The sequence below is a fragment of the Indibacter alkaliphilus LW1 genome (genome assembly GCF_000295935.2).
In the GTDB taxonomy this organism is placed as follows: Bacteria; Bacteroidota; Bacteroidia; order Cytophagales; family Cyclobacteriaceae; genus Indibacter; species Indibacter alkaliphilus.
The window spans coordinates 361,683-384,799 of the sequence record NZ_ALWO02000037.1 but is presented as its reverse complement, the minus strand read 5'-3'; the positions used below and the strand labels follow the sequence as shown (position 1 = coordinate 384,799).

Below are 23,117 nucleotides of genomic sequence, written 5' to 3'. Positions count from 1 at the left end.
GTAAGTTATAAGATTGATTTCTAAATAATCTGCTTTCAAAAAACTTTCTATCAAATAAATTCTATTTTTGAACTTTAAAGAAGAATAGTGGAAAAGGAAAAAGCGCGCTGGATCAGACTTTCATTTATTATCAGTATCCTGTTGCTGGTAATTAAATTTTACTCTTATTATATCACCAACTCTACTGCAATCCTAACAGATGCGATGGAGAGTATAGTAAATGTGGTCGCTGCTGCTTTTGCGTCTTTTAGTATTTATCTCAGTTCAAGGCCTAGAGATGATAACCACCCCTATGGTCACGGAAAGATAGAATTTTTTAGCGCTGGAGTTGAAGGTACATTGATTATTCTTGCAGGTTTGTTTATCATTTACCAAGCAATTTATAATTTTTTCTTCCCCCATGATTTGGAGAATTTGTTTGAGGGGATTCTGTTAGTGACTTTTTCAGGTCTTGTAAATGGCGTTCTGGGAATGTTGCTTCAAAAGAAGGGTAAATTGTTGAATAGCCTTACCTTAGAAGCAAGTGGTAAACATCTCCTGACAGATACCATGACTAGTCTTCTGTTAGTTTTGGGTGTAGGGATTATATACCTGACAGATCTGGAGTTTTTAGATTCTATCATTGCAATTGTTTTCTCGATCTATATTGTTTTTACAGGATATGGTTTGGTAAGAAAATCAGTGGCAGGACTGATGGATGAGGCTGATCCTATCGCAGTGACAAGTACAGTCAGTTTGATCAATGAAAACAGGAGGTCAAATTGGATTGATATCCATAATATGCGTGTACAGCAATATGGGGGAGACAGGCATATTGATCTTCATTTGACTTTACCTTATTACTTGAATTTGCAGGAAGTTCATGATGAGGTTGAAAAGCTTGAAAGTGTATTGGAAAACAACTGGCCAGGAGTGATGGAAGTATTTGTCCATGCAGATCCCTGTATTCCTGACAAGTGTTGTCATTATTGTCAGATCAAAGATTGTGGTGTCAGGAAATATCCAATGGATAAAAAAATCGAATGGACAGCTGTGAATATGTCAAAGAATCAAAAACATTATCATGAGACAATCGACTAAGTTCTTTAATTGGTAAGAGCCTGCTTTTCAAAATAATCTCTCTATAAATTGAATTGAAACAGAATAGTTTGTATATTCATCAAAAAAACAGCTATGAACGAGGACAAAAAATTCCGGATCTTACTGGCGGTTTCGTCAGTAGTTTGGTTGATCCTTGTTGGGTTTCTCATTGTGATCTGACAGGATCCCAAGAGTGCACAAGCTAAAAAAACAGCTAATGCTTTTCAAATGGATTAAAGATTTCAAAAAGGGATATGTAAAAACATATCCTTTTTTTATTTTTATCAACGGTCATTACAATTGATTATTCTATTTTCTTTTCAGAATTCCTTATCTTATTTTTATCAAAGCGAAGTAAAGGTTCGATTATTATCGAATAGGGTAAAAATGGCAGGTATCCTGAAATTCAATTTCAATCCTTAGTAATTAATTGCCAACTTAAGTGAATTGAGGTTTGGTGTACGCAAGATGTTAAAAAATAAAAACCATTCATAAACAAATATTGAACAGATGAAACAAACATTACTAATTGCATTAGTCCTTATGCTTTGGCAGCCGGTATACTCACAGGAGCCAAATCATGAAAATTTTATAGTCCGACAACTGGACTCAAAAACTGAGCAGTATTCAAAGATTGCCCGGGAAATCTGGGAAAATCCTGAATTGGGTTATCTGGAATTTACTTCCTCCAAAATCCTGATAGAGGAACTTCAAGCTGCTGGCTTTGATGTGGAAACGGGAGTCGCGGGTTTGCCCACTTCTTTTGTGGCTACCTATGACAGAGGAGGTCCTGTGATAGGATTTTTGGCAGAATATGATGCCTTACCCGGCTTATCACAAGATGCGGTGCCTTTTAGGATGGAACTGGTAGAAGGTGGTAACGGGCATGGTTGTGGCCATAATTTATTTGGTACAGCAGCTGTAGCTTCAGGAGTAGCCTTGAAAGATTGGATAAGTGAAAACAACCTAAATGCGACCATCAAAATTTTTGGCACTCCTGCAGAAGAAGGTGGTGCAGGTAAAGCATTTATGGTAAGGGATGGTCTTTTTGAAGGGGTAGACGCTGTAATCAACTGGCATCCTTCCGATAGAAATGCAGCAAATGCTTCAACCTGCACCGCTGTAATGCAGGGATACTTTAAATTCCGTGGACAGACTGCTCATGCTGCAGGTTCTCCCGAAAGAGGTAGGTCTGCACTTGATGGGGTGGAGGCCATGAATATAATGGTAAATATGATGCGTGAGCATGTGGATCAGGAGAGTAGAATACATTATGTGATTACTAATGGTGGTATGGCCGCTAATGTGGTACCCGATTATGCTGTAGTGGAATATATGGTTAGGCATCCAGATGTAAAGGAAGTCAAGGACATCTGGCAACGTGTGATCAAAGCTGCAGAAGGAGCTGCACTAGGAACAGGTACGCAGGTGGAAGTAGAATTGGTGTCAGGTATCTATGGGCTTCTGCCCAATGAAACATTGGCTAAAACCATGCATAAAAACCTCACTGCTGTCGGTGGTGTAGAATATGATGAAGAAGAGATAGCTTTTGCCAAAAAGCTTCAAGAGTCTCTAAACTTGCCCAAGGTTCCGCCATTATCTGTAGCAAAAGAAATCCAGCCATATAAGTTGACACATTTCCCAGCTTCTACTGATGTAGGGGATGTAAGTTATGTTACTCCAACAGTTGGGTTAGGAACAGCTACTTGGGTTCCGGGCACAGCGGCCCATACTTGGCAAGCAACTGCTGCCGATGGCATGAGTATTGGGTACAAAGGAATGATGGTGGCAGCTAAGACGATGGCACTTACAGGGAAAGATTTGATCTTAAACCCCTTGCTTATTCAAGAAGCGAAAAAGGAATTTGAAGAAAGATTGGACGGCTATGTGTACGAAGCCTTGATAGGGGACATAGATCCACCGCTTGACTTTAGAAAAGCTCAGAATAAAGTGAAGTAAGAAGTGAAAGGCCTCTGAAGCTCAAGTTCAGAGGCCTTTTTATTTTAAATTAAACCAGCTCTCTTTAAAAGAGCCTCTGGTTTTGGATCCCTTCCCCGGAATCTTTTATATAGTATTGAAGGATGCTCTGTCCCTCCTGCAGCCAATATATTTTGCTTGAAAGACTTAGCTGTTATAGGGTCGAAAACTCCTTTTTCCAAAAACAATTCAAAAGCATCTGCATCCAGTACTTCAGCCCACTTATAGCTGTAATATCCTGCAGCATAACCCCCTTGAAAAATATGTGAGAAGGAAGTACTCATCAAAGTACCTTCAACATCCGGCAAAAGCCTCGTGTCTGACATGATGTTTTTTTCAAACTCTGCAATGTCATTGATGTTTGCAGGATTTGTTCCATGATAAGCCATGTCTAACAAACCGAAACTGATTTGCCTTACTGTCTGATACCCTTGATGAAAATTGGAAGCCTTTTTGATTTTTTGCACCAATTCCACTGGGATTTTTTCTCCAGTTTCATAGTGTTTGGCAAATAGATCAAGACATTCTTTTTCATAACACCAATTTTCAAATATTTGAGAAGGCAATTCTACAAAATCCCAATAGACACTTGTTCCACTTAAGGATTCATAAGTACTGTCCGCCAACATGCCATGAAGTGAGTGTCCGAATTCATGAAATAAGGTGGTTACTTCATTGAAAGTTAATAGAGAGGGCTTGGTTTTAGTAGGCTTGGTAAAATTGCAGACAATAGAAACATGAGGCCTGATATCCACCCCATTTGTTTTTTTTTGCCCTTTGTAGCTCGTCATCCAAGCTCCGTTTCTTTTGCCGGGTCTCGGGAAAAAATCAGCATAAAAGACCGCAATATGTTTTCCTTCTGAATTCCGAACCTCGTAGGTTGTTACATCCTTATGGTATTTGGGGATGTTTCTGTTTTCTACAAAATGGATCCCAAAAAGTTTTTCAGCGGTTTGAAATACTCCACCAATCACATTTTCAAGTTGAAAATAAGGTCTTAGTAATTCGTCATCAATGGCATATTTTTCCATTTTCAATTTTTCGGAATAGTAAGCGAAATCCCATTTTTCCAATCTATCCAAACCTTCCAGTTTTTTCGCGAATGCTGTAAGTTCTTCTATTTCTTCATTGGCTTTAGGTTTCGCTTTTTCTAGAAGTTCTTGGAGGAAGCTCATCACTTTTTCAGGGCTTTTAGCCATCCTTTCTTCCAATACGAAGTCAGCATGGTTTTTATAACCCAACAGATTGGCACGATCTGCTTTGAGTTTTAACATTTCCTTAATATGCGGCTTATTATCCAATTCGTCTCCTTTGTTGGATTTGGTATTATAGGCCAGAAATAGTTCTTTCCGCAGTGTTCTGTCCTTCACATACGTCATGAATGGGATATAGCTTGGAAAAGCCAATGTAAATACCCATTTGCCGTCATACCCTTTTTCTTCTGCCGTTTGTGCTGCAGCTTCTTTTAAAGCTTCAGGCAGACCTTTAAGTTTAGATTCGTCTTCAATGATCAGCTCGTACTTATTAGTTTCAGCCAAAACATTCTCACCAAACTTCAAGCCTAATTGGGAAAGCTGTTTGTCAATTTCTCTGAGCTTTTGTTTTTGTTTCCCATTGAGATTGGCTCCATTTCTAACAAAACCCTTATGAGTTTTTTCAAGAAGCCTGCTTTGTTCTGTATTTAGTTCCAGATTGGATTTTTGCTTAAAAACTTCGTCAATTTTTGCAAAAAGTACTTCATCTAAAAGGATATCATTGCTATGTGCAGTTAGAATTGGAGAGATCTCTCTGGCCAAAGTCTGAATGTCGTCGTTTGTTTCAGCACTGTTGAGGTTATAAAAAATGGAGGATATTACATTGAGTTTTTCTCCTGCATTGTCAAGCCCAACTATTGTGTTGTCAAAGCTAGCAGGCAAAGACTTTATCACCTCAATCTCCTTTTTTGTTAAAGAGATTGCCTCCTTGATCGCAGGTAAAAAATGCTCCGTCCTTATTTTGTCAAAAGGAGCTGTATCGAATGGGGTGTTAAATTTTTCCAAGAGTGGATTCATAAAAGCGTTTTTTAGAATTTTAATTTTTCTGATTCTATTTGTAACAGGGGCAAAGTTAAATAAGTTTGGAAAGGCTTTGAAGCCAAAACATCAACCTTTATAAGCCAAAACATAAAAAAGCAACCAAAGCAAAAAGCATAGGGTATAGCTAAAAGTGATTACCCAAGCAGACTCTTTGATAGGCCTTTTGCTGATCGTATGGAACCCCAAAACCAAGAATATGATGTAAATTAATTCAAATAAATTGATTGCTCTTAACGGGTAAAGATATTTCCCTTCTATGTCTGTAGTCTCAAAAAGGGAAAGGAGTGAAAGAGGATAATAATTTTTTATTTCAATAAAAGAGATGTCTGCTGGAGGGTTTAGGAACAGGAGAAACTTCAACAATTCCGGCAAAATGAATATCAGTTCCGCTACCATCACGACCTGCCAAATCTGTTTAAAATCAATCTTATATCCAAATGCGAAACTTCCTGTCCAGATGATGAAAGCAGTCACTGTAAATTTCCAAAGTAGAGAAAAAGGTGTCCAAATGTAATTGAGCGCATTGAAGATATACATATAAGTAAAAGTTCCTTCCTCATCTAATTCTTCATAGCCCGGGATGGATTGAAGGATGATATTGTCTGTCATTATCCTGATGACAAGGAAAAAAATCACAATAATTAAAAAAAACAGCCTTTTGTCGAAATCTAAAAACATTTCCAAACGTTGTGAGATAGGGCTGTGTAGTTTTGACATTTTTATAAATAAATATTGTCAAATCTAAACGATTGTTTGGAATACGCCATAATTTCGCCTCATAATTAGAATAAGCATGCTGAAAATACGCCTTATCATCCTGGCATTTACAATCAACTCACTTAGCTTGGCACATAGCCAAGAGTTGCCTTTGGACTCGGTTATTACCGAAGGACCTGAGTATCTTCTGTTGGATAAAGGCTTACAATTCAGAATCACTGAAAATGTTAATGCGCTTTACAATTTTGACTTTGCTAAAGCCGAAAGAGGCTTTAAGGTTATGCAATATCAATACCCGGAACATCCCTTGCCTTATTTTCTGAATGGGTTGAGTACTTGGTGGAAAATAGCCCCTGATGTTGAAAATAAGCGATATGATAACCTTTTCCTTAAGCAGATGGATATAGTCATAGATAAAGCTAAGAAAATACTTGATGAAGATCCCGAAAATAAAGAGGCTGCTTTTTTTCTTGCCGGAGCATATGGATTTCAGGGGAGGCTGCTGAGTGAAAGGAAAAGCTGGACTAAAGCGACATTTGCCGGCAAGAATGCCCTTAAATACCTTAACTTGAGTAGGGGAGATGATGAATTAAATCCTGAACTTTTGCTCGGGGATGCTTTATTCAATTATTTTTCAGTTTGGATCCCTGAAAACTACCCGATTTTAAAACCCGTGGTAGCATTGTTTCCAAAAGGGGATAAAAATTTGGGTTTGAAGCAACTGGAAGATGTTGCGCAAAATGCCTTTTATGCAAGAGTGGAGGCTCAATACTTTTTATTTAGGCTATATGGTTCTGAAGAAAAGCAACCCTATAAGGCACTGGCTATTACTGAATACCTCAACCAAAAATTCCCCAACAACCCATACTTTCACAGATCTCATGCGAGACACCTGTATAGTGTAGGCAGAATATTGGATGCAAAGGAAGTCTCTGAAGAAATACTTTATAGAATAGATCAAAAGTGGACGGGCTACGAGTCAAACAGTGGTCGGTATGCAGCATTTTATATTGCGCAATTCCACGAACGGGTAAATAACAAGGAAGAAGCGAAAAAATATTATTTGAAAACACTTTCTTATGGGGAAGAATCCGAAAGTCAGGAAAGCGGATATTATTTATATTCCTTAATCGCTTTGGGAAAAATGGCCAATGAGGTAAAAAATAAGAAAGAAGCTAAGGCATATTTCAACCAAGTAAAGAAATATGCAAAGCGTAAACACCCTGCTCACAAAGAGGCCAGAGATTATATAAAAAAGAATAAACTTTAATGCAGGGTTTCCGTATGGACAAATATAAAATCAGGAGATAATTTGAATATTTTCAATTCCTTGGAAATATTTCTCTGTTATATCAATTAAAATCAACTTATCAAATAACAATATTTTGAAAACTCCCTCGTTTTTTGTGGGTATTTGTTTTAAAACAATATTAAAAAATATTAACTTTGCGCAACATAAAATTTTGTAAATAACACTATCATGGATAATAGCATAAGAATAAAATTCGACAAAATAGACCGTAAAATTCTTGAAATACTTCAAGCAAACGCAAAAATAACCAATGCCCAGCTTTCAAAAGATATAGGTCTTTCTCCTGCTCCTACTTTGGAAAGAGTGAAAAAACTTGAGCAGTCCGGTATCATCAAAAGTTACCATGCTAAGCTTGACCCTGAAAGAATTGGTTTAGGTGTCAGTACTTTTGTGCTTGTGAGCTTGATCGGACACAACAAAGGAAATATTGATGCTTTTATGACCGAAATAAACCAGATTCCTGAAGTTATAGAATGCCATCATATTACAGGTACTGGTGATTTTATTCTTAAAATCATTGCAAAAGATATTACAGCTTATCAAAAATTGATGCTTGAAAAAGTGTCTGAAATCAGAGAGGTAGACTCAATGCAGTCCATGGTTATTCTTTCTACCTTTAAAGATAGTAAAGTATTGCCTATCCCAGCTTAAGAAATTTATTCTTTAAATTTGAAGGGTGGCTTTCCAGTCACCCTTTTTTATTGGTCTATGTATTATGGAAAACCCTTGGAAAACCAAATCAGTACTCGATATTTACGACAATCCCTGGATAAAACTTGAAGAACATCAGGTCGTGATACCAAGTGGAAAAGATGGTATCTATGGAAAAGTTCATTTTAAAAACAAAGCCCTTGGTATCATTCCTTTGGATGAATCAGGAAATACTTGGCTTGTAGGTCAATATAGATATCCTTTGGATGAATATTCCTGGGAAATCCCAATGGGTGGAGGTCCTGAAAATGAAGATGTCTTGAAATCAGCTCAAAGAGAACTAAAGGAAGAAACAGGAATTACTGCGATCAAATGGACCAAAATCATGAGGATTCATACTTCCAATTCAGTTACTGACGAAGAAGGTTTTGTGTTTTTGGCTGAAGGATTGACCATGGGCCAAACGGAATTTGAAGAAACCGAGCAACTAAAGGTGATTAAGTTACCCTTGAAAGAGGCGGTTGAAAAAGTGATGTCAGGTGAAATTACCGATGGCATTTCAATTGCAGGATTGCTTAAAGTTGCAAGATTGATGAACGTTTGATTTTAGCTTAAGACTTAATATTACATTTGTAGATGGCTTTGCTTAATTTTAAAGATAATTTTTCAAAAACTTTTGACTTGGCTTACCCTGTTATGCTAAGTCAATTAGGGCAGGTATTGGTAGGAGTAGCAGATAGTATGATGGTAGGTCGCTTAGGTGCCGAACCTCTCGCGGCTGCATCTCTTGCAAACAGTATTTTCTTTGTCGTGCTGATGTTTGGCATTGGCGTTTCTATGGCTATTACGCCATTGGTCGCGATGGCAGATGGAAACAAGAATTTCAAAAAAATTGCTAGCATTTTTAATCATGGATTTATCATCAATATGCTCACAGGAGTCATGTTGTTTTTGCTGATTGTGTTTTTTTCTCCCATGCTCAACTACATGAATCAACCTGAAGAGGTGGTTGTTCTTGCCATTCCTTATTTGGCAATTATTACCCTTTCTTTACTTCCGTTCATGTTTTTTCAAACCTTCAGGCAATTTGCAGAGGGTCTGTCACAGACAAAGCAAGCCATGTATATCACTTTGCTTTGCAATGGACTGAATGTGTTTTTGAATTGGGTTTTAATCTATGGAAATCTTGGTTTTCCTGCTATGGGCTTAAATGGTGCCGGTTGGGCAACTCTAATTTCAAGAGTGTTGATGGGTTTGATAATGGCCTATTATGTCATCAAATCAAAAAGGTATAAGGGTTTTCAATTGAGTTATGGAATCAAGAAATTGAATTTCCCGATGGTATCCAAAATGCTGAAAATAGGTGTTCCTACCGGTTTTCAATATATTTTTGAAGTGGGAGCCTTCAGTACTGCTGCCATAATGATGGGATGGATTGGTGTAAATGCCCTGGCAGCGCACCAAATTGCCATAAACCTTGCTTCTGTAAGTTATATGATGGCTTCGGGTTTATCTGCAGCCGCTATGGTTAGGGTCGGAAACCAATTGGGGAGAAGAGATATACCAAGCTTGAGAGATGCAGGGTTTACTGTATTTGTTATGGTGGCGATCTTTATGAGTATTTCCGCAGTCATTTTTATACTCTTCAGGGAATATCTACCATCCTTGTATATTGATGATCTGGAAGTAATAAGAACAAGTGCAACTTTATTGGTTATTGCAGGTTTTTTTCAACTTTCTGATGGTGTTCAGGTAGTTGGGCTAGGTGCCTTGAGAGGGATGTCCGATGTAAAGGTGCCTACTATTGTGACTTTAATAGCTTACTGGGTCATAGGTTTACCTTTGGGTTATTTTTTCTCATTTACATTGGGAATGCAGGAAGTAGGGATTTGGTATGGATTATTGATCGGTTTGACCGTGACCGGTATTCTTTTGCTTTATAGATTTCATACTTTGAGTAAAAAAATGCTGAATACCCATCAAAAGAGTGATTTCAGTCCTGTACTTTAGTTTTTTATTTCTGCTTTTCTTTCCTATTTTCAGAATAATATATGGAAAAGAAAAAAGCAAGACCTGTCAGTTTTTCAAAAACGACCATCACAGAATTAATGATCCCTTCATATGCCAACTTTGGCGGAAAAATCCATGGAGGGATTCTACTTTCCCTTATGGATAAAGTGGCTTTTGCAGCTGCCAGTAAACATAGCGGTGCGTATTGCGTGACTGTTTCAGTGGATATAGTGGATTTTTTGCAGCCTGTAAGTGTTGGTGAGCTTGTCTCCTTGAAAGCCTCGGTCAATTATGTAGGTAATAGTTCTATGGTGGTGGGAATCAAGGTGATTGCAGAAGATGTGAAAAACAGTAAAGTTAAGCACACAAATACTTCGTATTTCACCATGGTAGCAAAAGGTGAAGATGATAAGCCCACTCAAGTCCCTAAATTGATTTTGGAAAATGAAAGGGATGTGAGAAGGTTTCTGGAAGCTATTTTTAGGAAAAAACTCAAAAAAGATCATGCCAGTAGTATGGAGAAAATGAAACAAAACTGGGACAAGGAGGAAATGTCCAAACTCCTGGAAAATGAAAGATGTATAATAGAATCTTAAAATAAGCGAAAATTTATGAAAAAAATCACCTTACTTATTTCACTGCTTTTTGTTGTGACCCATTTTGGTTTTGCGCAAAAGCATCACGTTTTGACACAAAGGCAGCAGGCAGCTGTGGTCGATCAGTGGCTCCAAGAAAGAATAGAAACTATCCTTCCCGAGCTCATGGATAGAGCTGATTTAGACATGTGGATATTGATTTCCAGGGAGTATAACGAAGATCCGGTAATCCGTACCTTTTTACCAGGCACTTGGCATGCCGCAAGAAGAAGGACTATGCTTGTGATGTACAAATCTCCAGGCTCCTCAGAGGTAGAAACTCTGGCAGTTGCCAGGTATGATGTGGGGAAGTCATTTAAAAAAGCCTGGGACCCTGAAGGTCAGCCAGACCAATGGAAGGCATTGATTGACCTGATTGTAGAAAGAAACCCCAATAAAATAGGTTTGAATACTTCTGGAAGTTATGGGCATGCAGATGGTCTCAACCTGACGGAGTACAATCAGTTCATGAAATACCTTCCGGATGATTTTCACGATAAGGTTACCTCAGCAGAAAAACTTGCTGTGGGTTGGTTGGAAACAAGAACTCCCTCCGAAATGGCTACTTACAGACACATTCAGTCAATTGCCAACAGCATTATTCAAGAGGGACTTTCAGAGGCCGTCATTACCCCTGGTGTGACCACTACAGAAGATGTTCAATGGTGGTATAGAGAAAGAATCAAAGAATTAAAGTTGGACACTTGGTTTCACCCCACCGTGGATATTCAAAGAGCTGATGAAGGTTCCAAAGAGCATTTGAGATCCTTTGCTGTAAACCCAGATGCCCAGGTGATTATGCCTGGTGATATGCTTCATATTGATTTCGGTATAACCTACCTAAGACTGAATACGGATACCCAGCAACTTGCCTATGTTTTGAAACCTGGAGAAAATGAAGTTCCAAAGTATTTGGTAGATGCCTTTAAGGTAGGAAATAGGTTGCAGGATATTCTTACTTCTCAGTTTAAAACTGGAAGAACAGGCAATGAAATATTGCGTGAAACAAGAAGAATCATGGAAAGTGAAGGGATAAAGGGCAGCATTTATTCGCATCCACTGGGTACACATGGGCATGCTTCAGGACCTACCATAGGCATGTGGGATAATCAAGGAGATACCCCAGGTGCTGGCGATTATCCACTTTATCCCAATACGGCTTATGCTATAGAGTTAAATGCTGTAGTTTATGTGGAAGAATGGAACAAGGATGTTCGGGTAATGCTTGAAGAAGGAGCTTTTTTTGATGGAGAAAAAGTCATTTATTTCAATGGAAGGCAATCGGAAATCATGCCCATACCCAGAAGTCAGTTTTATCTGAAAAATTGAAATTAGCTGATTTACTCTATGAAGGCATCCTTTCCGGATGCCTCTTTTTTTTCTGTTTCCTCTTCTATTTGATGTAAAATACCACTTACTATCAAATAGTGTCCTAAGGCATAAGAAATTATAATTGCCGTATGGATTATGATATCAGTCATATAAATATCCAATCCCGCCAGAATATCGCTGATATAGAAAAAAATAAGGCCTACTATAACCAGCGTGTGACTTTTGAAGCTGACTGTAAATCTCCTATCCAAGGCTAATGTAAAACTCACGCCGGCGATTATGCCATAAAGTATACCTAAAAGTTGGAAATCTCCCATTTGAGGTGTTACTATGAATATAAAACTCAGTATTATCAAAATTCCCAGAGCTTCAGGCCACCTTTGGTTCCAGTGAACAGTGTCCTTCTTTTTATTGTACTTAGAGGAGATGTAGAACATTGCTGCGTAACCTGATTGAGCTACAAGAAATGTAGAAAGGCTGATCAGTTTGAAGAAATCTTCATTTATTTTTATGGCAATAAATACATCTCCAAGGAATGAAAAAAAGGTTGATACCAGTAAAATGGGGATGAGCCTGTGATTGGACTTTCTATACCATTGAAAAATCAATACAAGAAGTGAGGGTACTATAAAAAGCTTGCTGATTAAAAAAGCCTCATATCTTTCAGAATACAGCAAAACCAGGCTTAAGAGCACAAAAATCAAGTAGGTTTTAATGGTATGATTTTTCCAGCTTAGCATAGCGTTAAACAAACAGGCTCTTAAAATAGACTGAAAAATTAATTTTATAAAATTTTGAAATACAGTTAAATATTGAGGTTTTTTATAAAAATGATTATGTGAGTTTTTTTTATTTCAAACACTTTTCCGGATCATTAAAATATGAAAATTCAAATAGCAGATAGTACTGCCATTCATGTAATATTTTCAAGGCTTAGAGGGAACTTATTGTCGTGGTTGGTCTTTTGTTAGGAGATGCGGGGGAAATTCGGTTAAAATGTATATCTCTCCACAAAGAAAACGGTTTTTCTAGATTCATTTTAAATAAACAATTTAAGGGGTATGAAATCAAATTTCAGATGTTAAATTTTCATCATGATTTGTCTGTAGGGACTAAATATTTTTGATTTTTTGGAAGTGTAAAGAGATATATAAAGGCCAGAATGGAAGTTACAGCTCCGATTGAAAAAACGACAGGAAAATTTTCGGTTTTATTGGCAAAGATGTAACCTGATGCCAGGGCCCCAATACCTATGCCTGCCTCAAGAGCTATATACATGGTAGCAAGTGCTCTTCCTCTAAAAGCATCTAAAGAAAGGTCAATTGTCCAAGCTGAAATTGTGGGAGAATTCATTCCTACAGAGGCTCCAAAAATTACTCCACCGAAGAGTAACATGCCTTTACTTTGAGCAAATGCGATGATGAGCATGGCCAAGGCCATGGAAAGTGTAGCTACTTTCATGACGGGGATTCTTCCATACCTATCAGAAGTCTTTCCCGCAATTACCCGAATCCCCAATGATGAAAGGGTAAATACAGCGAAAAACAGACCTTTATTTTTTATGCCCAGAAATTCAGAATAATCAGGGATGATCGTAAGTACTGTCCCGAAGGAAAAAACTGTCAGCAGTAATACCAAGGAGGGGGCCAGCACCCTTTTCTCTATAATTTCATGTCTGTTCAACCTGAAATGTCTAATGCTCATAGCTTCTGTGTTTTCCACAGACTCCTTTAACCTGATAATTACCAAGACGGATAACACTGCAAAACCAGCAGATGTATAAAATAAAGGGGTGATCCCCCAGATACTGGCAATATAGCCTCCGAGAGCAGGTCCAGCAGCCATACCCAAAGAGCCAAATAAAGATTGAATACCCATTGCTTCGCCCCTTTTGTTAAATGGGACTAGGTCTGCTACGTAGGCAGAAGTTCCGGTGGGCGTAAATCCAGTGGAAAACCCGTGTATAAATCTCAAGAAAAGAAATCCTGCTACAGATGTGATGATAGGATATAGAAGACTGACCAGAAAGCAAATGCTTGCTCCTACAACCATAACAGGAATTCGGCCTATTTTGTCTGCCAATTTACCACTGAAAGGTCTTGAAAGCCCTGCTGTCAATGTGAATAGAGATATGATAAGCCCTTTATAATCTTCTCCTCCCAAAGATGTGAGGTAAGCCGGTAGTTCCGGGATGATCATGTTGAAGCTGGCAAAAAATAAAAATGAACTCAGGCAGAGAACAAAGAAATTTAATGTAAAAAAAGTCGGGAGAAATCTCATGGAGTACCTGAAGGAGGAATAGGGTAGTGTTTTTTACTCGATATTTTCAAAAAAACAATCCGGGGCCATAATGACCCCGGAGTAGTTAATTTAATTTTTCTCAGCTTCTTCTTCGCTTTGTGCTAAGAGGTAGGATTTGATGAACTCTCCAAGGCCACCGTCCAAAACAGTTTGCACATCTGATGTTTCATGTCCAGTCCTCGCATCTTTGACTAATTTATAGGGGTGCAAAACATAGTTTCTGATCTGTGAACCGAAGTCAATTTTCATTTTTCCGGATTCGATCTTAGCCCTTTCTGCATTGCGTTTTTCCATTTCCATTTGATAGAGTCTGGATTTAAGCATTTGCATAGCCTTTTCTCTATTGGCAAGCTGAGACCTTTCTATCTGACAGACTACTACGATACCAGTTGGTTTGTGCGTCAACTGTACTTTTGTTTCTACCTTATTGACATTCTGTCCACCGGCTCCACCTGATCGGGATGTGTGAAGTTCCACATCAGAGGGGTTGATTTCAATCTCAATGGAATCATCCACCACGGGGTAGACATAGACTGATGCAAATGAGGTGTGTCTTCTTCCATTGCTATCAAAAGGTGATACTCTTACGAGTCTGTGTACACCTGATTCGGATTTAAGAAATCCATAGGCCAGCGGACCTTCAAATTCCAAGGTCACGGACTTGATTCCTGCTACTTCACCTTCCTGTAGATCTACTTCACGGACTTTATATCCGTTTTTTTCTCCCCACATGATATACATTCTCATGAGAATAGATGCCCAATCGTTACTCTCAGTACCCCCTGCTCCAGGGTTGATTTCGAGCATGGCATTGAGTTGATCCTCCTCTCCGCCGAGCATTTTCTTCAGTTCAAGCTCCTCAACAGCATTCAGTGATTTTTTGTATTCGGATTTTATTTCTTCCTCTGATACTTCATCCATGCTGTAGAAATCATAGAGCACTTCCAAGTCTTGGGTCAATGTCTCTACATTTTCAAATGAACTGGTCCAGCCTTTTCTTAGCTGGATTTGCTTCATCGTTTTTTCTGCTTCTTCGGGATTGTTCCAAAAATCGGGCTGCGCTGATACAGCCTCTAAATCTTCTATTTCAGCTTTCTTCTTGTCGTAGTCAAAGATACCTCCTCAAAGCCGAAACGCGGGCTTTCAAGTCTTTCAACTGGTCTGATGTCATAATTGATTTTGTTTTTTAAGAGTTGCGAAATTCGTGAAAATATTGGTCTTAACCTATTTCTATTTGATCCTCGTAGAGAATTACCAATTGGATTTTATTTCTCCCCCTGTTTTTGAAAGTCTTATATTTTAAAAATGACATGGCGTATCCGGCTCCAAAAAGTGCAACGGGAATCGGCCAAGAGCTTTCAAGTTGTGATAAATTGCCTTCCTGAATAAGACTTGAAAAGGTGAATCCACTTAAAAAAAGCACTCCTCCCCCCATACCTAGTAAGGAGATGTTTTTTAAGGTTTGATTGCGCTCATCTTTATGCCGGATATCTACTGCCAATATATCCTCGGGGCGAAGGATATTTTCCCTCAAGACAATAATGTCAGATTGAATATCAACAATTATATCCTCTAAGAAAAAATCAAAATCTTTGACTTTATATGAAAAGCTTTCTCCAACCCTGAATTTAATTTGGGTCTTCTGATTTTTTCCTTTTTTTAAAAGAATGAATTTTTCTGAGATCTCTTGAGCAAAGGATTTTGTTGGGGAAATTGATCCTGCAAATATAAACAGAGCAAGGGTAAGAATTATAAAGCTTGCTGATCTCATAACTTCAAACTGTTCATTTGGTATTTTAAACTAAAAGGCCGTACAATTGTGAACGGCCTTTCATTAGATTAATTATGGACAAATTTTTAAACTTTCTGAATCCAACCATGAGTGTCTTCTTCCAGCCCGTACTTGATTGCATCTAACTTGCGAAGTACTTGGTTAGAAAATGCATTTCCAGGTATTTCTGGCAATGTGTAGTCCACTCCATTTACATTAATTCTAGCAATGTGTGCAATAGTCGCTGCTGTCCCTGTACCAAAGGCTTCTTTCAATTGCCCTTCTTTCAAAGCATTTTCCAACTCACTAACTTTGAGGAAGCGTTCTTCCACTTTGTAACCCATTTCTTTTGCTAGAACTAATACTGAGTCCCTGGTTATTCCTTTTAAGATTGTACCTGTATTAGTAGGAGCCGTCACAATGGTATCATCAATCATGAACATTACGTTCATTGTGCCACTTTCTTCTATGTGCTGGTGATTTTTCCCATCTGTCCACAGGAGTTGGTCATATCCCTCTTTCTGCGCTAGTAAAGCTGGGTAAAGAGAGCCTGCATAGTTTCCGGCTGCTTTAGCATATCCAGTGCCGCCTTCTATAGCTCGGGTGTATTTTGATTCTACTTTGACACTTACCGGCTTGGAATAATAGTTTCCAACTGGGCAGGTGAAAATCATGAATTTGTATTTTTCAGAAGGCCTTACTCCCAGGTAGTCATCTGTAGCAAAGACAAATGGCCTGATATATAGCGATGCTCCGGCTTTTGCCGGTACCCAATCCCTATCCAAATCCAACAATTGAAAAAGACCCTCCATAAATACTTCCTCAGGTACAGCAGGTATACACATTCTTTCAGCTGACTCATTGAGCCTTTTCTGGTTGGCTTCTGGTCTAAAAAGAAGTATTTCTCCAGATACATTTTTGTATGCCTTCATTCCTTCAAAAATTGACTGTCCATAATGAAGTGTTGCATTGGCAGGGTTTAAAGAAAGTGGAGTATAAGGCTCTATTCTAAAGTCTGTCCATTCACCATTGATATAATCTGCCACAAACATGTGGTCACTGATGGATTGGCCAAAAACCAAATTGTCAAAATCAGTCTTTGGTAATTTTGATTTTTCAGTTTTTTTGATGTCTATCTGTAAGGTCGTTTTCATGTGTTTATTTTTTTATTCAATGATCACCAGGCTGTACCAAATTATGTAGGGAAGAATATTTTTTGACAACATTCAGTTCAGTAAGTGTTCCTATACTTATGATTTATATCTGCCTTTATCCGGCCAGTTCGATTTAATAGAATTTAGACCCTTGGCTTCCAAGTGACCTCTTCCACCCCTAAATCTTGGGAAATCAGTCTACCTAAAACAAATAAGTAATCCGAAAGTCTATTTAAATATTTGACAATGATTTCATCTACTTCTTCTATCTGCATCAGATCAATTACACAGCGTTCTGTTCTTCTACAGACTGTTCTGGCAATATGACAAAATGAGACTACCTGATGTCCGCCTGGCAAAATAAAATGCTTCAATGCGGGAAGTTGGGACTCCATATTGTCAATTTCACGCTCAAGAAGTTCCAGATCTTCTTCATGCAAATCAGGTCTTTTTACGTTTTGCTTACCTGGTTCGGTAGCCAAAGTTGCTCCAATTGTAAAAAGTCTATCCTGAACTTCCTTAAGCAGAGCTTCTCTTTTTTGATTTATTTCCTGATCTCTGAGTAAGCCAATGTAGCTGTTCAATTCATCAACAGTTCCATAGGCATCAATTCTAAGATCTGCTTTGGAAACTCTCTTTCCACCCAAAAGTGAAGTCTTGCCCGTATCACCAGTTTTTGTATATATCTTCATAATAGAACTTCCAATTGGAAAATTAAAATGCTTGGAATTACAGGCGCAAAAATAGCAATCTATTTACAAAAAGTGTAATCTGTTTCTATTCCGTTGCTAAAGCCGCCCTTCCTCTAGTTGGATTTGCATTAATGGTATCTGTTTCTACAAGCCCATCTCTTAGCCTGACTATTCGGTGAGCATAGTGTGCTATGTCATCTTCATGGGTTACCATGATGATGGTATTCCCTTTTTGATGAAGCTCATGGAAAAGCTCCATGATATCATAGGAAGTTTTGGTATCCAGGTTTCCTGTGGGTTCATCAGCGAGAATAATACTTGGATTATTGACCAAAGCCCTCGCAATAGCAACACGTTGTCTTTGCCCACCAGAAAGTTCATTTGGTCTGTGATGAACTCTATCCCCCAGCCCAACACTGTCAAGGGCATTGAATGCCATTTCTTCTCTTTCTGTTTTCCCGAACCCTGCGTAGATCAAAGGCAGGGCTACATTTTCCAAGCAGCTAGCCCTAGGCAAAAGGTTAAATGTCTGGAAAACAAAACCAATTTCTTTGTTCCGGATTTCAGCTAATTCATTTTCACTCATATCACTTACATCTTTATTGTTCAGGATGTAAGTTCCAGCGGTTGGCGTATCCAGACAGCCAATAATATTCATCAAAGTAGATTTACCGGAGCCTGAAGGACCCATGAAGGCTACATATTCACCTTTTTGAATATCAATTGATACAGATTTAAGAGCTTTTACTTCTTCAGCGCCCATTTTGTAAATTTTCTGTATATCCTTGGTTTCGATAATTTTCTTCATGAATCTATAATTTGTTTGCCAGTGGCCATCACCATTTAAGCTGTTCCGGATTTATGAGACTTCCTTCATTTTAAGTCAAAAAGCAAGATATGACTTGTTACGGAAATTTCGTGATGAAGATAGCAGAAAATGACTAATTGTTAAAGTGAAACAATGAAATAACGATAAGAGGTTCTATAGGTTCTCCATTTGAAGTTTTTCGATTTGATCGGTTGAAAGCCAACCTTGCATAGCTGAAATTGCTGAGCTGGCATAAGTGTCTAGTCCTAACTTCCGACTTTGTTTGACAAAGCTTATCCAGATTTTCGGGTCTTTGTTGAATTGGATGGCCTCCTGTAAAAGTTCATACTTTTCCATTTCGTCTTCGCTCTCCAGGTATTTTTTCCAAATCAATGGACCGTTGTAGGCATTTCTGGTCAGGCCTTTTTCTTCTTGCAATTCTTGAGAAACATCCGGGGTGAGATTTGAATTTCCATGTACAAAATCAAACCATGATATTAAATCCTTCTCTGTGAAAATCCCCTCCATTGCTTTTGCCAGTTCATCTAAAAGCTTTTCAAATTCGGAGCTGCTAAACCAATGGATTTTATGTTTCATAATCGCATATCCATACTGCCTCTTCAAAGTAGAATCTTTGATTTGCCTAAAATCCTTGATAAACTGTTCCGGAAGAGAATGATGAAACCTTCCTACCTTATCGAAAAAATCAGTCAGGTCGTTTGGTTCTAATTTGCCATCTCCATCCCACCTCATCCAATCAGGGAATGAGAGTTCGAAATTGTTCTGAAAGCCAATGGCCTCTACAGGCTTGCCACCGTAATACAAAACTGCAAGATGATAAGGTTGGAGGTTTTCAAAACCCTTTTCAACTGAAACTAAAATATCAATGGCTGCCTTTTCCAGATCCCATTGTGACACCAAAACTTTTGCTGCCAAGGCATGGTAATAACCGGCAGAACCAGGATAAGACATTGCCATGCCTCCTAGTTGTTTGATACTTTCATTCACCATTCCTTCCTGATAGGTTCTCAGCAAACGGGTTTCCTTAAAGTTTCTTTCCTCAAAACTCATTTGCTCAGCAGCAATCAAGGTATCCATCAGCTCCAAATCTTTTTCCAACGGTGTACTCACTTGGTTACTCCATTGGTTTCTGAGAATGGATGTTTTGAGGTGGAAATTTTCCGGAAGGTTATTGATGTCTAATTCAAATGGCGCAAAATCACCTCTTTTGTTGGAATAGGTAAGGAAATTAACTCTGTAAATCTGATCAGAGGATTCGGCTTCAACTTCATCGTAGAAAAGTCCATGCTTTACTTTTAGGGCTATGGCATTGGCTTGAGAAATTTTGTTTTTTCCGGAGAGTCGGTCCATGATTGCCATCGCATCCACGGGTCTGTTCAATTTGGAATAAAGTAAGGCCAGATTGTTGAGTAAATAGGGGTTTTCCGGAAAAAACTCCAAGCCTTTTTCTAGATAAAAAACAGCATCAAATACTTTCTCCATGCGATGAAGTCTGGAACTGATCAAAAGCGTGTTTTGAACCGTTGGCGCCATATCAAAGCTTTCATATAAGTTGTCCATGGCCAAACTAGGTTCATTTAATTGAAAACGAAGATGCGCAGCGGCATTTTTTGCTTTTTTATTTCTCCTAAATTGTTCCCAACTGTTTTCATACAGTATAGCAGCCTGTAGCGGTTTTCCAGTCTGATAATAATATTGTGCATGAATATTTGTGCTTGCCGCGGAAAGCTGCACTGCAATAATGGCATCTGCAAAGACCACCAAAATCACTAATGCCATTATTGATCCTATTTTCATATGGAAATAGGCGAAAAATTGTGGTTTGAAAATTATCTTTTCTACATCTGTTCCCGAATTGAGTACCTGTGAAAAATTGGACATCAAGTAAATAAAAAAAAGTAATGTAAGGGCTATTTGGCCGTAGAGGAACACATGGTTGAAAAACTCATAGAGTGGCTGATTTTCAGAGAAACCTGCCATTGCCCAGGTCCAAAGAGTAATGGCAAAGGCAAGTAGATAGCCACTCATTGCAATGAAAGGGTTCCCAAAATCATTGGCTGTTTGGCTCAGCTTGAGCTTGAGTACATAATATCCCAACACACCTGAAACCAACATCAGAATGATAGGAGGAAGAGTGGGGAAGGGCAGACTTACCTCTCCCATAATATCCAAAAGTGTAAATAGAACCAGAAGGAAATACAATGAAAAAACAATGAGTATATGCCAGCTGATTTTTAATGAAGTACCCTTATTCAGTTTGATCAGAAAAACAGTCACTCCAGTGATGAAAGCATTTCCAATATGCAGGAGAAAAAGAGTAGCAATGATCGCAGCAGGAAGACTTAAATTTTCTGAGATCCATAAGACGGGTTGTTCAATACCTGAAAAATAAATCAGTAATGTCATGCTGATTGTGCTTATAGAGAAAATCAACGCAAACCGACTTCGGAACCCCCAATTTTGAGCAAAAAATGAGATCAAGACCAACGGAATAGTCGTTCCGCAAATGATTCCTATCAGGGCGTAATTGCTAGACAAGCCACCAATATTTAAGCCATTGATATTACTGAAAGTCCATAAAAATATAAGCAATGCGGAAGCTCCTATAAAATACATCCTTTTGAGCCCGGAGATCAGGGTAATACCGAGATTTAGCAAAAGCCAAAAAATCATCCCGTAAGTAATGCTTACCCAAGGAAATAATCCCGGAGGCAATGATTCAAAATTCTGAAAGAGCAGAAAATTATCGATCTCTATGGGAATAAGCTCATATCCAAGTTGGATATAATCTAGAGGTATTTCTGTAGCTTCTGTGAAAAGACCTGGTAAGATGGGCATAATACCTTGGTCCCATATAAAAAAACTGAATAAGCTGAAAAGGCCTCCGACCGCAACTAACGCGATAGGGAGGCCTTTAAACAAAATGAAATCTAATGAGAGGTGGTTTTTTTTTGACATTATTCGAGAACCTTTGGCACCCTGAAGTAATCAGAATCTTTCTGTGGGGCATTGGCAAGCCCACGTTCATGTGACAAATGTTCACCAACTTTGTCTTCTCTCAGTACATTGACTTCAGAAGACATGGTAGTCAGGGGCTCAACTCCTTCAGTATCCACTTCATTGAGCTGTTCCACCCAGTCCAATATCTGGGTCATGTCATTTTTGATTTTTTCAGCACCTTTTTCGTCAAATTCAAGACGGGCAAGGTGTGCCATTTTCTTAACGGTATTTAAATCTATTTGCATAAAACCTTACGATAAATCTTCTACTTTATTGTTTCAGGATTGTCTTTGATCAACTGCTCTTGGATTGTCCGGAAGCATTTCTGTTTCAGTTCCGGAATATTCTTCGAATTCATTCCCGCAGTACTTAAAGCAGGATGTATAACTATTTTTCCACTCTTAAAATTCATTAAGAGTCTCCCATCATCCGGTAAAATTAAGTGATTATATGATAATGTGACAGGAATTACGGGGATTTGTTTGTCTTCAGCCAAGGAGAAAGCACCATCTTTAAACTTACTCATGGTAGGAGGTTGGGTTGAAGTAATACCTCCTTCTGGAAATATTACTATGCTGCTACCCTTACTGATATGCTTTTTTGCCCTAATTAATACTTCACCCCGGCTCTTGAGGCTATTTCTATCTACGGCAATATGGAGCTTCCTAAAATAATATCCGAATAAAGGGACTTTCCTGATTGAGCTTTTTCCAATGTACACTACATCTCCGGGAATGAACCCCATCATGGCTATGTCCAAATAGGAAAAATGATTGGCTGCAAAAATATAAGCCTGACCCTTTTTGATGTTTTCTTTTCCTTCGATTTTGATGGGCATAAAAATCAATGTGAAATAAATTTTTGCCCAAAACTGATTTACCTTTCTTCCATAAGGTTCCCAACCTGGAATCCAAATACAACTCACAAAAACAGGAAACAGTAAAAGAAAAGTAAGCAGGAATAATATGCCTGCATAAAGCGTGTAAAGACCTCGCAGTATTATCATTCTTTATTGATCATGTGATTGGCTACTTTGATAAAATAGGACATCATGGCCTCCCTAATATTGGTATCCATCTCAATACTGTCCATAGCTCGAAACATACAGTTGAGCCACAAATTTCTCATCTCCCCATCTATGGTCCATTGAAAATGTCTCCTTCTCAGCATGGGATGACCTCTTTTTTCCAGATAGGTATGAGGTCCTCCAAATACATGTATTAAAAACAAATATAGTCTTTCCTCAGCCGCTGAAAGGTCTTTTTCAGGGTATAGTTTCCTTAGATCAGGGGTTTGTTTTACCTGTTCGTAAAACTCTTTGACCAAGGCTTGTATTTTACTTTCCCCCAATGATTCAAAAATACTCTGTCCCGAATTCATAGGCCGAATGTAGGCAATGATTAGATTTTAAGGAAATAAATATTGACCTGATCACCTTGACCAATAAGGGTAAGATTTGAGTTGATGCTCATTCAAACAGAAGCTTTGTTCATTGACTGTTTATTTTAAATATAAAATCTGTAAATTTGATTAAGTCAAGTATTTGATATTCAATTGTTTGTTTCCTTAAATTTTGTTTCT

At 38.3% G+C, this 23,117-nt stretch carries 21 protein-coding genes; 8 read left to right on the top strand and 13 right to left on the bottom strand.

Features of this window, described 5'->3' with window-relative positions; translation table 11 throughout:
* The first annotated feature begins 87 nt into the window (after window positions 1–87).
* Together A33Q_RS14075 and A33Q_RS14070 are read left to right on the top strand one after the other, a co-directional pair.
* A complete protein-coding gene (locus tag A33Q_RS14075) occupies window positions 88–1,080 on the top strand; it encodes a cation diffusion facilitator family transporter (RefSeq protein ID WP_009033500.1) in 993 nt (330 codons plus the stop codon).
* 510 nt (window positions 1,081–1,590) lie between these two features.
* Window positions 1,591–3,039, top strand: coding sequence for an amidohydrolase (locus tag A33Q_RS14070; protein WP_040490468.1), 1,449 nt, complete (start codon window positions 1,591–1,593; stop codon window positions 3,037–3,039).
* A 44-nt stretch (window positions 3,040–3,083) separates the two neighbouring features.
* On the opposite strand, the gene A33Q_RS14065 is transcribed toward A33Q_RS14070, so the two are convergent.
* Window positions 3,084–5,108, bottom strand: a complete 2,025-nt coding sequence (locus A33Q_RS14065) for a M3 family metallopeptidase (RefSeq protein WP_009033498.1) — start codon at window positions 5,106–5,108, stop codon at window positions 3,084–3,086.
* A 90-nt stretch (window positions 5,109–5,198) separates the two neighbouring features.
* Window positions 5,199–5,849, bottom strand: a complete 651-nt coding sequence (locus A33Q_RS14060) for a hypothetical protein (RefSeq protein WP_016255279.1) — start codon at window positions 5,847–5,849, stop codon at window positions 5,199–5,201.
* 76 nt (window positions 5,850–5,925) lie between these two features.
* On the opposite strand from A33Q_RS14060, the gene A33Q_RS14055 reads away from it, so the two are divergent.
* The 6 genes from A33Q_RS14055 (at window position 5,926) to A33Q_RS14030 (ending at window position 11,786) form a co-directional block, all read left to right on the top strand.
* A complete protein-coding gene (locus tag A33Q_RS14055; RefSeq protein WP_009033496.1) occupies window positions 5,926–7,119 on the top strand; it encodes a tetratricopeptide repeat protein in 1,194 nt (397 codons plus the stop codon).
* A 210-nt stretch (window positions 7,120–7,329) separates the two neighbouring features.
* Window positions 7,330–7,812 (top strand): Lrp/AsnC family transcriptional regulator, encoded by a 483-nt coding sequence (locus A33Q_RS14050; RefSeq protein WP_009033495.1) that lies wholly within the window; start codon window positions 7,330–7,332, stop codon window positions 7,810–7,812.
* A 64-nt stretch (window positions 7,813–7,876) separates the two neighbouring features.
* Window positions 7,877–8,416 (top strand): NUDIX domain-containing protein, encoded by a 540-nt coding sequence (locus A33Q_RS14045; RefSeq protein ID WP_009033494.1) that lies wholly within the window; start codon window positions 7,877–7,879, stop codon window positions 8,414–8,416.
* Between the two features lie 32 nt (window positions 8,417–8,448).
* The gene (locus A33Q_RS14040) at window positions 8,449–9,822 is read left to right on the top strand and encodes an MATE family efflux transporter (protein ID WP_009033493.1); all 1,374 of its coding nucleotides are present in this window, start codon (window positions 8,449–8,451) and stop codon (window positions 9,820–9,822) included.
* Between the two features lie 41 nt (window positions 9,823–9,863).
* Window positions 9,864–10,418 (top strand): acyl-CoA thioesterase, encoded by a 555-nt coding sequence (locus A33Q_RS14035; protein WP_009033492.1) that lies wholly within the window; start codon window positions 9,864–9,866, stop codon window positions 10,416–10,418.
* 15 nt (window positions 10,419–10,433) lie between these two features.
* Entirely contained in the window at window positions 10,434–11,786 is a 1,353-nt protein-coding gene (locus A33Q_RS14030; protein WP_009033491.1) for a M24 family metallopeptidase, read from the top strand.
* A gap of 11 nt (window positions 11,787–11,797) precedes the next feature.
* Here the strand turns inward: A33Q_RS14030 and A33Q_RS14025 are convergent, their stop codons facing one another.
* From A33Q_RS14025 to A33Q_RS13975, 11 genes are all read right to left on the bottom strand, one after another.
* Window positions 11,798–12,529 carry a lysoplasmalogenase family protein gene (locus A33Q_RS14025; protein WP_009033490.1) on the bottom strand — a complete coding sequence of 244 codons (732 nt, stop codon included), beginning with the start codon at window positions 12,527–12,529 and terminating at the stop codon, window positions 11,798–11,800.
* 352 nt (window positions 12,530–12,881) lie between these two features.
* Window positions 12,882–14,069 carry an MFS transporter gene (locus tag A33Q_RS14020; protein ID WP_040490467.1) on the bottom strand — a complete coding sequence of 396 codons (1,188 nt, stop codon included), beginning with the start codon at window positions 14,067–14,069 and terminating at the stop codon, window positions 12,882–12,884.
* A gap of 90 nt (window positions 14,070–14,159) precedes the next feature.
* A protein-coding gene (prfB, locus tag A33Q_RS14015) for a peptide chain release factor 2 (RefSeq protein WP_152527414.1) occupies window positions 14,160–15,261 on the bottom strand; the annotation gives its coding sequence in 2 pieces (ribosomal slippage) (window positions 14,160–15,200 and window positions 15,202–15,261; 1,101 coding nt in all).
* 48 nt (window positions 15,262–15,309) lie between these two features.
* Window positions 15,310–15,861, bottom strand: coding sequence for a hypothetical protein (locus A33Q_RS14010; protein WP_009033487.1), 552 nt, complete (start codon window positions 15,859–15,861; stop codon window positions 15,310–15,312).
* A gap of 86 nt (window positions 15,862–15,947) precedes the next feature.
* Window positions 15,948–17,015 carry a branched-chain amino acid aminotransferase gene (locus A33Q_RS14005; RefSeq protein WP_009033486.1) on the bottom strand — a complete coding sequence of 356 codons (1,068 nt, stop codon included), beginning with the start codon at window positions 17,013–17,015 and terminating at the stop codon, window positions 15,948–15,950.
* Window positions 17,016–17,158: 143 nt separating this feature from the next.
* Window positions 17,159–17,707, bottom strand: a complete 549-nt coding sequence (locus A33Q_RS14000; protein ID WP_009033485.1) for a cob(I)yrinic acid a,c-diamide adenosyltransferase — start codon at window positions 17,705–17,707, stop codon at window positions 17,159–17,161.
* A gap of 85 nt (window positions 17,708–17,792) precedes the next feature.
* Window positions 17,793–18,515 carry an ABC transporter ATP-binding protein gene (locus A33Q_RS13995; protein WP_009033484.1) on the bottom strand — a complete coding sequence of 241 codons (723 nt, stop codon included), beginning with the start codon at window positions 18,513–18,515 and terminating at the stop codon, window positions 17,793–17,795.
* 174 nt (window positions 18,516–18,689) lie between these two features.
* On the bottom strand, window positions 18,690–21,374 hold the full coding sequence (locus tag A33Q_RS13990; protein WP_016255277.1) for an APC family permease: 2,685 nt from the start codon (window positions 21,372–21,374) through the stop codon (window positions 18,690–18,692).
* 119 nt (window positions 21,375–21,493) lie between these two features.
* Window positions 21,494–21,781, bottom strand: coding sequence for an Asp-tRNA(Asn)/Glu-tRNA(Gln) amidotransferase subunit GatC (gatC, locus tag A33Q_RS13985; protein ID WP_040490465.1), 288 nt, complete (start codon window positions 21,779–21,781; stop codon window positions 21,494–21,496).
* Between the two features lie 20 nt (window positions 21,782–21,801).
* Window positions 21,802–22,542, bottom strand: a complete 741-nt coding sequence (locus tag A33Q_RS13980) for a lysophospholipid acyltransferase family protein (protein WP_009033482.1) — start codon at window positions 22,540–22,542, stop codon at window positions 21,802–21,804.
* The gene (locus A33Q_RS13975) at window positions 22,539–22,916 is read right to left on the bottom strand and encodes a globin domain-containing protein (protein WP_009033481.1); all 378 of its coding nucleotides are present in this window, start codon (window positions 22,914–22,916) and stop codon (window positions 22,539–22,541) included. The genes A33Q_RS13980 and A33Q_RS13975 overlap by 4 nt, the downstream gene beginning before the upstream one ends.
* Window positions 22,917–23,117 lie beyond the last annotated feature (201 nt).